This is a genomic window from Promicromonospora sp. NPDC057488 (genome assembly GCF_042802395.1).
Classification (GTDB): domain Bacteria; phylum Actinomycetota; class Actinomycetes; order Actinomycetales; family Cellulomonadaceae; genus Promicromonospora.
Genome location: NZ_JBHVEG010000024.1, coordinates 26,556 through 39,656, shown reverse-complemented (window position 1 = coordinate 39,656; position 13,101 = coordinate 26,556). Strand labels below are relative to the sequence as shown.

At 74.5% G+C, this 13,101-nt stretch carries 10 protein-coding genes; 8 read left to right on the top strand and 2 right to left on the bottom strand.

Annotated elements, in window-relative coordinates; genetic code table 11:
* Nucleotides 1-6: 6 nt before the first annotated feature.
* Nucleotides 7-1,191, bottom strand: a complete 1,185-nt coding sequence (locus ACFU5G_RS07480) for a PrsW family intramembrane metalloprotease (RefSeq protein ID WP_377242326.1) — start codon at nucleotides 1,189-1,191, stop codon at nucleotides 7-9.
* Nucleotides 1,192-1,266: 75 nt separating this feature from the next.
* On the opposite strand from ACFU5G_RS07480, the gene ACFU5G_RS07475 reads away from it, so the two are divergent.
* The 7 genes from ACFU5G_RS07475 (at nucleotide 1,267) to ACFU5G_RS07445 (ending at nucleotide 9,405) form a co-directional block, all read left to right on the top strand.
* A complete protein-coding gene (locus ACFU5G_RS07475; RefSeq protein WP_377242324.1) occupies nucleotides 1,267-2,031 on the top strand; it encodes a copper homeostasis protein CutC in 765 nt (254 codons plus the stop codon).
* The gene (pgi, locus tag ACFU5G_RS07470; protein WP_377242322.1) at nucleotides 2,028-3,716 is read left to right on the top strand and encodes a glucose-6-phosphate isomerase; all 1,689 of its coding nucleotides are present in this window, start codon (nucleotides 2,028-2,030) and stop codon (nucleotides 3,714-3,716) included. The genes ACFU5G_RS07475 and pgi overlap by 4 nt, the downstream gene beginning before the upstream one ends.
* Before the next feature lie 94 nt (nucleotides 3,717-3,810).
* A complete protein-coding gene (locus tag ACFU5G_RS07465; protein WP_377242320.1) occupies nucleotides 3,811-5,064 on the top strand; it encodes a phosphotransferase in 1,254 nt (417 codons plus the stop codon).
* Nucleotides 5,061-6,542, top strand: a complete 1,482-nt coding sequence (locus tag ACFU5G_RS07460) for a sensor histidine kinase (RefSeq protein ID WP_377242317.1) — start codon at nucleotides 5,061-5,063, stop codon at nucleotides 6,540-6,542. Before ACFU5G_RS07465 ends, ACFU5G_RS07460 begins: the two co-directional genes overlap by 4 nt.
* Entirely contained in the window at nucleotides 6,539-7,204 is a 666-nt protein-coding gene (locus ACFU5G_RS07455) for a response regulator transcription factor (RefSeq protein WP_377242315.1), read from the top strand. Before ACFU5G_RS07460 ends, ACFU5G_RS07455 begins: the two co-directional genes overlap by 4 nt.
* 130 nt (nucleotides 7,205-7,334) lie before the next feature.
* Entirely contained in the window at nucleotides 7,335-7,772 is a 438-nt protein-coding gene (locus ACFU5G_RS07450) for a hypothetical protein (RefSeq protein WP_377242313.1), read from the top strand.
* A 139-nt stretch (nucleotides 7,773-7,911) separates the two neighbouring features.
* Nucleotides 7,912-9,405: a M81 family metallopeptidase gene (locus tag ACFU5G_RS07445; protein ID WP_377242311.1), complete on the top strand. Its 1,494-nt coding sequence runs from the start codon at nucleotides 7,912-7,914 to the stop codon at nucleotides 9,403-9,405.
* Between the two features lie 15 nt (nucleotides 9,406-9,420).
* Here the strand turns inward: ACFU5G_RS07445 and ACFU5G_RS07440 are convergent, their stop codons facing one another.
* Nucleotides 9,421-10,551: a GNAT family N-acetyltransferase gene (locus ACFU5G_RS07440; RefSeq protein WP_377242309.1), complete on the bottom strand. Its 1,131-nt coding sequence runs from the start codon at nucleotides 10,549-10,551 to the stop codon at nucleotides 9,421-9,423.
* Nucleotides 10,552-10,617: 66 nt separating this feature from the next.
* Between ACFU5G_RS07440 and ACFU5G_RS07435 the strand changes: the two genes are divergently transcribed.
* A complete protein-coding gene (locus ACFU5G_RS07435; RefSeq protein ID WP_377242307.1) occupies nucleotides 10,618-13,038 on the top strand; it encodes a glycoside hydrolase family 3 C-terminal domain-containing protein in 2,421 nt (806 codons plus the stop codon).
* Nucleotides 13,039-13,101 lie beyond the last annotated feature (63 nt).

Genomic DNA, 13,101 nt, shown 5'->3' with positions numbered 1-13,101 from the left:
GACACGTCAGGACTGGCCCGGCGGGCGGAAGCCCGTCGCGCCCCACGGGGACGCCGGCGGGTGCGGCAGCCGCGCGACGAACGCGGCCCGCGCCTGCTGCATGACCCACACGAGGTACTGCCGCTGCTGCTCCAGGCCGTGCGGGTCCAGGTCGCGCTGGGCGCCGGCCCGCTGGTGCAGCAGCGCGAGCTCGGTCGCGGCCTGCTGGTAGTCGGTCATCGCGCGCTCGGCCGGGCGGCCGCCCGCCGCCCGGGCCCAGCTCCGGGCCGCGCGGCGGCCCGGCAGGCTGGACAGCATGCGCAGGTCGTCGGGCGTGATGATGCCGACGGGCCCGTACAGGGGCAGGTAGTGCTCGATGAGCTGGACGATCCGGCGCCGGTCGCGGGCCAGGATCGCGATCAGCACGATCAGCACGACGAACCCGACGAGGTACGCGCCGCCGAGGCCGACCAGGCCGAACTTCGTGGAGCCGTTCCACAGGCTGTGGAGGGCGATCGCGCCGAGCAGACCCCACAGGGGCGCCGTGCGGCGCAGCCGGCCCGGTCCCGCCAGGGCGGCGACCGCCACGCCGATGCCCGTCATCGCGGTGCACAGCGGGTGCAGCAGCGGCGAGACGACGGCCCGGAGCACGAACACGTACCCGAGCTGGTCCGAGTCCAGGGCGTCGATGAAGTACTGCACGTTCTCGGTCGCGGCGAAGCCGAGCCCCACCATCGCGGCGTAGATGACGCCGTCGGTGGGCCCGTTCAGCTCCTGCCGCCGCCACCAGAGCATGCCGAACAGGACGGCGCCCTTGAGCAGCTCCTCGACCACCGGGGCGCCGAACGTCGCGACGACGTACCAGCCCTCCTCCTCGCCCGTGAGCTCGGTCTCGGTGAGCAGCGACAGCCCGAGCGTGTTGAGGATGCTCGCGAACAGCGCCGCGACGCCCGCGCCCCACAGGAACGCGAAGATCAGGGCGTTCGGCGGCTCGGGCTCCAGGCGGTCCAGCGCGAGCACGAGCGGCAGCCAGACGGCGACCGGCAGCAGCGCCAGCAGCAGCCCGACGACGAACGAGCCCCCGCCCGTCACCGCGTCGAACGCGAGGATCACGAGCAGGCAGACGGACGCGAAGACGATCCCGACGATCACTCCGACAGGGGCACGCCCGGGGGCGCGACCCTGGAGGATCGCACTGGGATCGATGGCCATGCCATGGGACCCTACCCATTGCGCACCCGGGACGGCGGGCGAACGGCCGCGCCGCGCCCGGCTACGCTTTCGCACGTGCCCCCACGTGTCGCTCTCGAGCTCGCTGTCCAGGACCCGGCCGGGGCGGTGATCGCAGCCGACGTCGGCGCCCGGCGCGTCGAGCTCTGCTCCGCGCTCGGCGCCACCGGCGGCATCACGCCCAGTGCCGCGCTGCTCGAGGCGGTGATCGACGCCGCGGCGGTGGTGCCGTCGTCGGACAGTGCCCCGCTCCTCGAGGTGCACGTGCTGGTGCGCCCGCGGCCGGGCGGGTTCGTCTACTCGCCCGCCGAGCACGAGCTCATGCTCCGCGAGGTGGTGCTCGCGGTCGACGCGGGCGCCGACGGCGTCGTGGTGGGCGCGCTGACGCCGTCCGGCACGGTGGACGTCGCGCGCACGCGCGACCTGGTCTCCGCCGCCGAGGACGCCGAGGTGACCTTCCATCGCGCGCTCGACGTGGTGCCCGACCCGCTCGCCGCCCTCGACGTGCTGGCCGAGCTGGGCGTCGCGCGCGTCCTGACCTCCGGCGGCGCCGCCCGCGCGGCCGACGGCCTGGACCGGCTGGCCGCCCTGGTCGAGCGCAGCGCGGAGCTGGGCATCGAGATCATGGCCGGCGGCGGCGTGACGGCCGCCGACATCCCCGCGCTGGTCGCCGTGGGTGTGGACGCGGTGCACCTGTCGGCGAAGAGGACCGTGGCCGACGCCGGCGGGCCCGGCGGCGGGGGCGACGCCGGCTACGAGGTGACGGATCAGACACTGGCCGAGGCTGCGGCCCGCGCCCTCCGCACTACGGTTGAGCCATGACCTCAGAGCCGGCCCGTGTGCCTGTCGACGCCACCACCACCAACGCCTGGGGCTCGCTCACCGAGCTCTCCAAGAACCTCGACCCCGACCTGCGCGCCTGGTTCGCCGCCGACCCCGAGCGGGCCGCCCGGCTGAGCCACCAGGCGGGCGACCTGCACGTCGACCTGTCGAAGAACCTCGTCACCGACGACGTGCTCGCCGCGCTGCTCGCGCTCGCCGAGGAGGTGGGCCTCGCGGAGCACCGCGACGCGATGTTCGCCGGCCGGCACATCAACGTCACCGAGGACCGCGCCGTGCTGCACACCGCGCTGCGCCGCCCCTCGGACGAGCCCCTGACCGTGGACGGGCAGGACGTCACGGCCGACGTCGCCGACGAGCTCGCCAAGGTCTACGCGTTCGCCGAGCAGGTGCGCTCCGGCGAGTGGACCGGCGTCACCGGCGAGGCCGTCCGCACCATCGTCAACATCGGCATCGGCGGCTCCGACCTCGGCCCCGTCATGGCGTACGAGGCGCTCGAGCCCTACGTCCAGGACGGCCTGGAGGTGCGGTTCGTCTCCAACATCGACCCCACCGACGTCGCGCAGAAGACGGCCGACCTGGACCCGACGACCACGCTGTTCATCGTCGCGTCCAAGACCTTCGGCACGCTGGAGACCCTCACCAACGCGCGGCTCGCCCGCGACTGGCTGTGGCGCTCGCTGGTCGCCGCCGGCGCCATCGAGGACTCCGAGGACGGGCGCGCCGACGCCGTCGCCAAGCACTTCGTCGCCGTGTCCACCGCCCTGGACAAGGTCGAGGCGTTCGGCATCGACCCCGCCAACGCCTTCGGGTTCTGGGACTGGGTGGGTGGCCGCTACTCCGTGGACTCGGCCATCGGCACCTCGCTCGCCGTCGCGATCGGGCCGGACGCCTTCGCCGACTTCCTCGCGGGCTTCCACGCCATGGACGAGCACTTCCGCACCACGCCGTTCGAGGACAACGTGCCGGCGCTGATGGGCCTGCTCAACGTCTGGTACGTGAACTTCCGCGACGCGCACACGCACGCCGTCCTGCCGTACGCGCAGCAGCTCCACCGGTTCCCGGCGTACCTGCAGCAGCTCACCATGGAGTCCAACGGCAAGTCCGTGCGCTGGGACGGCACGCCCGTCACCACCGAGACCGGCGAGGTCTTCTGGGGCGAGCCCGGCACCAACGGCCAGCACGCTTTCTACCAGCTCATCCACCAGGGCACGCGGCTCATCCCCGCCGACTTCATCGCCGTGGCCAACCCCGCCTACCCGCTGGCCGACGCGGGAACCGACGTGCACGGCCTGTTCCTCGCGAACTTCTTCGCGCAGACCAAGGCGCTCGCGTTCGGCAAGACGGCCGACGAGGTGCGCGCCGAGGGCGTCGCCGAGGAGCTGGTCTCGGCCAAGGTGTTCAGCGGCAACCGGCCCACGACATCGATCCTGGCGCCCGCGCTGACGCCGTCGGTGCTGGGCCAGCTCGTCGCGCTGTACGAGCACATCACGTTCGTGCAGGGCGTCGTGTGGGGCATCGACTCGTTCGACCAGTGGGGCGTGGAGCTCGGCAAGAAGCTCGCGTTGGAGATCGCCCCGGCGGTCGCCGGCGACGAGGCCGCGCTCGCGGCGCAGGACCCGTCGACGGCGGCGCTCATCGCGAAGTACCGCGAGCTGCGCGCCTGACGACACCCGTACGAGGAGCCCCGCGGCACGTCGGTTAGAGGATTCTCATCCGAATCGAAGGGCTTTCGCCGGTAGCGGCTGCGAGGATGACGTGATGACCACGCACCTCGATCTGCTGACCGGCGAGTCCGCCGCGGGGCTCCTCGACGCCGCCGTGGCGACGGCGGGCGGGGAGCTGGTCGACTGGCGGGTGCGGCAGGTGGACCACCGCCCCGGCTCGACCACGACCGTCGCCTACCGCGCCACCGTGCGCTGGAACGGCGTGGAGCGCTCCGAGACGCTGGGCGCGAGCGTGGGCCGGGCGCGGGACGGGCGCAAGCCGGGCGTGGTCACGCTGTCCGACGGCGACGCGACGGTCGCCGTCTGGCGGTTCCCCGGCGACCCCGCGCTGCCGGCCCTGCCGCGCGCGTTCGACCCGGCCGCCGTCGAGGAGCTGCTGGCGGGGCTGGGCGTGGGCCCGCGCGAGCGTGCCCATCCCGAGCTCAAGGTCCGCGCGTACCGGCCCACCCGGCGCGCGGTGCTGGAGGCCACGGCGGCGTCGTCCCGGGTGTTCCTCAAGGTGCTGCGGCCCCGCAAGGTCGCGGACCTGCACCAGCGGCACGCGCTGCTGTCCCGGGCCGGGCTGCCGGTGCCGCGCCCGCTCGGCTGGTCCGACGACGGCCTGCTGGTGCTCTCCCCGCTGCGCGGCACGGAGATGCGCACCGCCGTCCGCGACGGCGGCCGCATCCCGTCCCCGCCGGAGATCCTGAACCTGCTCGACCGGCTCCCGGCCGAGGTGCGCGACCTGCCGCGCCGCCCGGCCTGGAGCGAGTCGGCGCAGCACTACGCGGGCGTGATCGGGGCGGCCCTGCCCGCCGAAGCCGGGCGGGCGAGCGACCTGGCCGGCGCCGTCGCGGAGCGCCTCGCGGAGCGCGGCGTCGGGGCCGACCCGACGCACGGCGACCTGTACGAGGCGCAGATCATGCTCACCGACGGGCACGTCACCGGCCTGCTCGACGTCGACTCCGCTGGGCCCGGGCACCGGGCCGACGACCTCGCCTGCCTGGTGGCCCACCTGGACGTCCTGTCGCTCGTGGGCGGTTCCGACCCCGAGCAGGTGGCCCGCGCGGCGCGGATGCACCGGCTCGCGGCCGACTACGCGGCGGGGTTCGTGACCGCGCCCGGCAGCCGGGGCGCGGACCGCAGCGACCTGGCCGCGCGTGTCGCGGGCGTGCTGCTCTCGCTGGCCACGGGCCCGCACCGCGTGCAGGAGCGGCACTGGCAGGCCGCCACCTCGCGCCGGCTGGACGTCGTCGCCGCCTGGCTCGACGGCTCGCGCCTCGCGGCCGCGGGCGTGGGCCACGCATGAGCCTGCGCCGGCCGTCGGTCCGGGCCAAGGTCGTGACCGTCGTCGTGGCGGTGACCGCCATCGGGCTGCTCGCGGCCGGGCTGCTCACCCACGCCATCCAGTCCCAGCAGATCATGGACGACATCTCCGAGGACTTCGACCAGGAGATCCGCGAGCTGCAGGCGCTCGCGAAGGAGGGCGTGGACCCGGAGACGGGCGAGGACTTCCACGGCGCCGGGCGGCTGATGAGTGTTGCCATGGAGCGCAACATCCCGGGCACCAACGAGATGTTCGTGAGCTACCTGGACGGCGTGCACCAGCAGTCCAACCCGTCCACCGCCGGCCGCGTGGTCGTGGACAGCCCGGAGGTGCAGCAGCTCGTGGACGGCCTGACCCCGCAGTCGGCCACGACCGTCGAGCGGGAGATCGAGACCGAGATCGGCCGGGTGTGGTTCGTCGTCGTGCCTGTGACGGTGCCGGACCGGCAGGAGGTGGGCGCGTACGTCATGGCGTCCGCGCTGGACCAGTCGCTCGCCGCCGAGACCGCCGTGATGCGCACCTACGCGATCGTCTGCTGCGTGGCGCTGGTGCTGCTGGGGCTGTTCGCCTGGCTCGTGGTGAGCCGCCTGCTGCGGCCGTTGCGCCAGCTCAGCGCCACCGCGACGCGGGTGACCGAGACCGACCTGACCCAGCGCGTCCCCGTCGCGACCGACGACGACCTGGGCGAGCTCGCGGGGGCCTTCAACACCATGCTCGACCGGCTGTCGACGGCCATCGAGACCCAGCGCCGGTTCCTGGACGACGCCGGCCACGAGCTGCGCACGCCGCTGACCGTGCTGCGCGGCCACCTGGAGGTGCTCGACCCCGACGACCCGGCCGACGTCCGCGAGACCCGTGACCTGCTGCTCGACGAGACCTCCCGGATGGGGCAGATCGTCGAGGAGCTCGTGCTCCTCGCCAAGGCGGAGCGCTCTGACTTCGTGACCCTTGCCCCGGTGGACCTCGGCCGGTTCACGGACGACGTGCACGACAAGGCGCGGGCGCTGGGCGCCCGCCGCTGGGTGGTGGACGCGCGGGCCGACGTCGAGGTGGCCGCCGACGCGCACCGGCTCACCCAGGCGGTGCTCCAGCTCGCCGACAACGCCGTGAAGTTCACCGAGGCCGACGACGAGGTGGGCATCGGCACGCAGGTGTTCGACGGCCCCGCCGGCCGTCTCGTCCGGCTCTGGGTGCGCGACACCGGGCCGGGCGTTCCGCCCCAGGAGGCGGAGCGCATCTTCGACCGGTTCGCGCGGGGGAGCGAGACGGGCGGCACCCCGGGCTCGGGCCTGGGCCTCGCGATCGTCCGGGCCATCGCGCAGGGGCACGGCGGCGACGTCGTCGTGGAACGGTCCGACGGCGGCGGCGCGCGCTTCGTGATGACGTGGCCGCTCGGCGGCGGCCTGCAGCGGGCGGTCCCGCCCGAGGCCAGGCGCGCGACGGTGGAGGAGGCGGCGTGAACCAGATCCTGATCGCGGAGGACGAGGAGCGCATCGCGCAGTTCGTGCGCAAGGGCCTCAAGGCGCACGGCTTCCAGCCCACGGTCGTCTCGGACGGCGCCTCGGCGCTCGGCCACGCCATGTCGGGCGGCTACGACCTGATGGTGCTGGACATCGGGCTGCCCGTGCTGGACGGGTTCACCGTGCTGCAGCGCCTGCGCGACGTCGGCTCCACGCTGCCCGTGGTGATCCTCACCGCGCGCGACTCGCTCTCGGACCGGGTGGCGGGCCTGGAGGGCGGCGCGGACGACTACATGTCCAAGCCGTTCGGCTTCGACGAGCTGCTCGCGCGGATCCGGCTGCGGCTGCGCAAGGCGGCGGGGGAGGCCGCGCAGTCCGACCGGCTGGAGCACGGGGGCGTGGGGCTCGACCTGCGCACCCGCACCGCCACCGTGTCCGGGCGGGAGGTGGAGCTGTCCGCGCGCGAGTTCGCGCTCGCGGAGGTGTTCCTGCAGCACCCGGGCCAGGTCATGTCCCGGGAGCAGCTCCTGTCGCGCGTGTGGGGGTACGACTTCGACCCCGGGTCCAACGTGGTGGACGTGTACGTGCGGTACCTGCGCAAGAAGCTCGGCGCGGACCGCATCGAGACCGTGCGCGGCGCCGGCTACCGGTTCCGCGGCTGACGCGGTCCGGACCCGGTCAGGACATGAGAACCGTCTCATCCTCGTCTCCTCGTCGCCTCATGCTGGCGGGGCAGACTCGTGGTCAGCAGGCACCCGACCGAGGTGCCGGGAGAATCTGGGAGGCACTCACATGAACCCCTCGTCCATGAAGAAGCGCTGGGTCGTCGTCGGGGCGGCCGCCGTGCTCGGCGTCGCCGGGGCGAGCACCGCCGCCGCCCTGAACGACCCGGCCCCGCACACCGCGTCCTCCGCCGCCGTCGCGCTGTCGGGCGGCACAGCGGCCGACGACGGCGCGGTCGCCGCCGACCCGTCGCCCGAGTCGGCGGACTCGCCGAACGAGTCGGCCGTCGACACCCCGGGCTCCGCGCAGTCCGCGGACTCGCCGGGCGACGCAAACTACGACCCGTCGCCGGAGTCGGCGGACTCGCCGAACGAGTCGGCGGTCGACACGGCGGGCTCGGCACAGTCGGCCGACTCGCCCGACGACGCGAACTACAAGGGCGGGGCCGACGACACCCCGGACGGCCCCGGCGACGATGACGACGCCGACGACCGCGGCGACGACTGACCCCGCCGCGCAGGCATCCCGACAGGACCTCAGGTCGCCCCGGTGACCTGAGGTTCTGTCGCGTCCGGGTGGGGATGGGCCGGTATCGCCGGGGACGAACACGCACGAACCGGTAACCCGCCCCGCCTACACTGCGCGCGTGACCCGTACCCACCAGAGACCGCGGATCGCGATCTGCGGCATGGCCATCGAGTCCAGCACGTTCTCCCCGCACCGCTCGGGCTGGGAGGCGTTCACCCTGCTGCGTGGCAACGAGCTCGTCCGGAGGTACCCGTTCCTGCGCGACGGCACAGCCCTGCGCCGCGAGGCCGAGTGGGTCGGGATCCTGCGCGCCGGGGCGCTCCCGGGCGGCGCCGTCCTGACGGACGTCTACGAGACGGTCCGCACGGAGATCGGCCTGGCGCTGGAGGCGCAGGGTCCGTTCGACGGCGTGCTGCTGGAGATCCACGGGGCCATGGCCGTGCTCGGGTACACCGACGCGGAGGCGGACCTCGCGCGGGCGGTACGGGCCGCCGTCGGGCCGGACTGCCTGGTCTCGGCGTCCATGGACCTGCACGGCAACGTGTCGCGGGACCTCGCCACGACCGTCGACCTCATCGCCTGCCACCGCACGGCCCCGCACGAGGACGAGGACGAGGCGCGGGAGCGGGCGGCCACCGACCTGCTGCGGCGCATCGACGGGGCGGGCCGGCCGCGCAAGGCCTGGGTGCAGGTGCCCGTGCTGCTGCCGGGGGAGCGGACGAGCACCCGGCTGGAGCCCGCGAAGGGCATCTACGAGGACGTCGCCCGGGTCGGCGAGCTCGACGGCGTGCTCGACGCCTCCCTCTGGGTCGGGTACGCGTGGGCGGACGAGCCGCGCAGCCGGGCCGCCGTCGTGGTCATGGGCGACGACGACGCCGTCATCACCCGGGAGGCCGAGCGCCTGGCGCGCCGGTACTGGGACGCGCGCGACGAGTTCGAGCTCGTCGCCCCGGCCGGGACGTACGAGGAGTGCCTGCGGGCCGTCCTGGCGAGCGACGCCCGGCCGTTCGTCCTGTCGGACTCCGGCGACAACCCCATGGCCGGCGGGGCGGGCGACGTCACCTGGACCCTCGCGCGGCTCCTCGCGGAGCCCGCCTTCGCGGCCCCGCCCGCCGACGGCGGCCGCAGCGCCATCTACGCCGCCCTGCCCGACGCCGACGCCGCCCGCGCGGTGGCCGCCGCCGGGGTGGGCGCCGTGGTCGAGGTGGAGGCTGGGGCCCGGGTCGACGCCGGCCCGCACGGGCCGGTCACGCTGCGGGGCGTCGTCGAGCACGTGCGCACCGACGATCCCCTCGCGGGGATCGTGTGCGTCGTGGCGGCCGGCGGGCTGCGCGTGGTCCTGACCGAGCGCCGGCGGCCGTACCACCTGGAGTCCGACTTCACGGCGATCGGCCTGGACCCGCGCGGCACCGACGTCGTGGTGGTGAAGATCGGCAACCTGGAGACCGAGCTCCACGACATGGCCGAGGACTGGATGCTGATGCTCACCCCGGGCGGCGTGGACCAGGACCTGCCCGGGCTGCGCCACACCGGCCTGGGCGGCCCCGTGCACCCGTTCGACGACGACGCGGCGTTCGGCGACGGCCCCGACCTCACGCCGGAGCTGCTCTGACGAACGCCGAGCGGGCTACAGCGGGCCCTGGAAGTCCGCGCTGCCGCCCGCCGGCACGAACCCGAGCGCGATGTTGATCGCGAGCATGTGCGGGTTCTCCTCGTTGTTCCACGTGTAGATGCGCCGGGCGGCGGGGCGCAGCAGCGCGTGCTCGCGCAGGTTGACGGCCTTGACGAGCATCCCGAGCCGGTGCCCGCGGTGCGCCTTGAGCACCACCGTCGACTGCTGGTTGGTGTGCTCGGGCTTGTCGTCGCTCCACTGGAGCATCGTCATCGCGACGAGCTCCCCGGTGGCCACGTGCTCGGCCGCCGTCACCACGTACCGGTCGCCCTTGGCGGCGATCGTCGCGTCCTCGCCGCGGATCCGCTCCGCGTCCCAGACGTCGGACTCGACCTCGAGGCCACCGCGCGGCTCGTCGTCGGCCAGGGCCTGCTCCAGGGCCGCGTACTGCTCGATCCACTCCTCCGGCGTCGGAGCCGTCCAGGTGTGGACGCGGTACGCGTCGCCCGCGACGGCCCGGGCCTCGGCCTCGAACCGCGAGATCGCCTCGGGCAGGACCGGCAGGTCGATCCGGGAGCGGCGCTCCACGAGCTGGAGCGTCAGGCCCAGCTTGCGCGCGAGGCGCACGCCCGGCAGGTCGGCGGCGACCTCGCCGGTGCCGGACGCCGGGGTCAGCGTCTCGCCGGTACCGTCCTCCGGCCGGGGGCCGAAGTCGACGGGGGCCAGGAGCGTCGTCCGGCCCTCCGCGCGGGCCGTGTCCTGGATCCACTGTGCCAGTGCCGACCCGATGCCCTGCCGCCGGTGCTCCGGGCGGACCGCGACGACGCCGAACGCCAGCTCCGGGTTCGACCGCACGTGCAGGAACATGAAGCCGCTGCCCACGACCTGCGGGCCGGCCGGCGTGTCCACCACGGCGACCTGCCGCAGCTTGCGCAGGTACTTCTGGTTGTTCATCCCCACGAGGATCCCGATCGGCGTCGGGGCGCCGTCCGCGTTGCCGGTGTCCGCGGCCTCCGCCGCGGCGTGCGTCTCCGCGATACCCCGGTACGCCCAGGCGTCCGCGTCGTCCAGCGAGTCCGGGTGTGGCGGGGTCATGAGCCGCCACGCCGACGTCGCCGGGGCGGGTACTGCCGAGGATGTGGTCATGGGTCCAGGGTGCTCCGCCCCTCCCCGGGGCGCACGGCTTTATTTCGGTCCCGGTAGCGTGACCGCATGACGAAGAGGTCGCGTGCCCGGGCCGCGTCGGCCGCAGGGGCGACGGATCCCGCCGACGTCGTCCGGCGGCTCACCCTGCGGCAGAAGGCCCGGCTGCTGTCCGGGTCCTCGTTCTGGACCACCGCCGAGGCGCCCGGCGTCCCGGCGGTCTACCTCGCCGACGGCCCCCACGGCGTGCGGCGGCTCGCGGCCGACGTCGGCGACATCGAGGGCGCGCTCCCCGCCACCTGCTTCCCGCCCGCCGTGGCCCTGGGCAGCACGTTCGACGTCGACCTCGTGCGCCGGGTCGGCGCGGCCGTCGGCGCGGAGGCCCGGGCACGCGCCGTCGACGTCGTGCTCGGCCCGGGTATCAACATCAAGCGCAGCCCCCTGTGCGGCCGCAACTTCGAGTACGTCGCGGAGGACCCGCTGCTCGCCGGCGAGATCGGCGCGGCCCTGGTCACCGGGATCCAGGGCGGGGGCGTGGCCGCGTGCGTCAAGCACTACGCCGCGAACAACCAGGAGACCGAGCGCATGCGCGTCTCCGCCGACGTCGACGAGCGCACCCTGCGCGAGATCTACCTGCGCGCGTTCCAGCGGGTGGTGACCAGGGCGCGGCCCGCCACGCTCATGTCGTCCTACAACCGGGTCAACGGCACGCACACCGGCGAGGACCGGCGCCTGACCAACGACGTGCTGCGCGGCGAGTGGGGCTTCGAGGGCCTGGTCATGTCCGACTGGGGCGCCGTCCACGACCGCCTCGCCGGCGTCCGCGCGGGACTGGACCTGGAGATGCCCGGCGCCGGCGAGGTCCGGGTCAAGGAGATCGTCGCGGCCGTCCGGTCCGGCGGCCTCGACGTGGCCGACGTCGACCGCTCGGCCACCCGTGTGGTCGCGCTGGCGCTCGCGGCCCGTGCTGCGCGGGAGTCGGCCGCGGACGGGACGGACGCCGCGCCCGGGGCGCTTCTCGCGGAGCGGGGCGACGACCCCGAGGCCTGGCACGACGACGCGCACCACGCGCTGGCCCGCGAGGCGGCGGGCCGCGCGGTGGTGCTGCTCAAGAACGACGGTGGCCTGCTGCCTCTGGCCCCGCGCACGCGCCTTGCCGTGATCGGCGAGCTCGCCCGGACGCCGCGGTTCCAGGGCGCGGGCTCGTCCCAGATCGTGCCCACCCAGGTCGACGACGCGCTGTCGGCGATCCGCGACTCGGCGGCCGACGTCGTGTTCGCGCCGGGGTACGAGCTGGGGCCGGGGGACGGGTTCGGCCCGGCGGGTCGCCGGGCACGAGGCCGGAGGGGCCTGACCGCCGGCCGCCGCGCGCGTGCCGCCGCCGCGCTGGCCGACGAGGCCGTGGCCGCGGCCCGGGACGCGGGCGTGGTCCTGTTCTTCGCGGGCCTGCCGCAGTCGGCCGAGGCCGAGGGCCGCGACCGCGCGCACATCGAGCTCCCCGCGGCGCAGCTCGACCTGCTGGACCGGGTGCTCGCGGTCAGCTCCCGCGTGGTCGTGGTGCTCTCCAACGGCTCGGTGGTGCGGCTGTCCGGCTTCGCGGACCGCGTGCCCGCGATCGTCGAGGGCTGGCTGCTGGGCCAGGCGGGCGGCGGTGCGGTGGCCGACGTCCTGTTCGGCCGGGTCAACCCGTCCGGCCGCCTGGCCGAGACGGTCCCGCTCCGCATCGAGGACACCCCCGCGTGGACGAGCTTTCCGGGCACCGGGCTGCACGTGACCTACGGCGAGGGCATCTTCGTGGGCTACCGCTGGTACGACGCGCGGGACCTGGCCGTGCAGTACCCGTTCGGCCATGGGCTCTCGTACACGACGTTCGGGTACTCGGGGCTGGTGGTCTCGACAGGCTCGACCAGCGGGGCGGGCTCGGCCAGCGGGCTGGCCGTGCGCGTGACCGTCACCAACACGGGCGGCGTGGCGGGGCGCGAGGTGGTGCAGTGCTACGTGTCCGTGTCCGGCTCCGCCGTCCCGCGGGCGCCGCGCGCGCTGGCGGCGTTCGCCGTCGTCGACCTGGTGCCGGGGGAGTCACGCGAGGTCGAGCTGGTCGTGGACCGGGCCGACCTCGCGTACTGGGACGTGCGGGCCGACCGGTGGCACGTGGAGAACGGCACCTACCGCGTCGAGGTGGGCGCCTCCAGCCGCGACCTGCGGGTCGCCGCCGAGGTGGAGGTGGCGGGCGACGTGTTCGTCGCGCCGCTCACCCCGGAATCCTCGGTGGGGGAGGCGATGGCGCACCCGGTGATCGGCCCAGCGGTGACGGCGCTGCTGCGGGCGGCCGGCCTGTCCGACGACGTCATGACCATGACCATGGCGATGCCCTTGGAGCGCCTCCCGTACCAGCCGGGCTCTGGCATCACGCACCGACGCGTCCGCCAGCTGCTGAGGATCGCGAACGGCCGGCTGGCCGCTCGCCTGCGCGGTAGTAAAGGCTCCTGACTCGAAGGCGAAGTGCATGATCTGTAGCATCCAAGCTGCAGGATTCGAAGCGTAGATCATGCA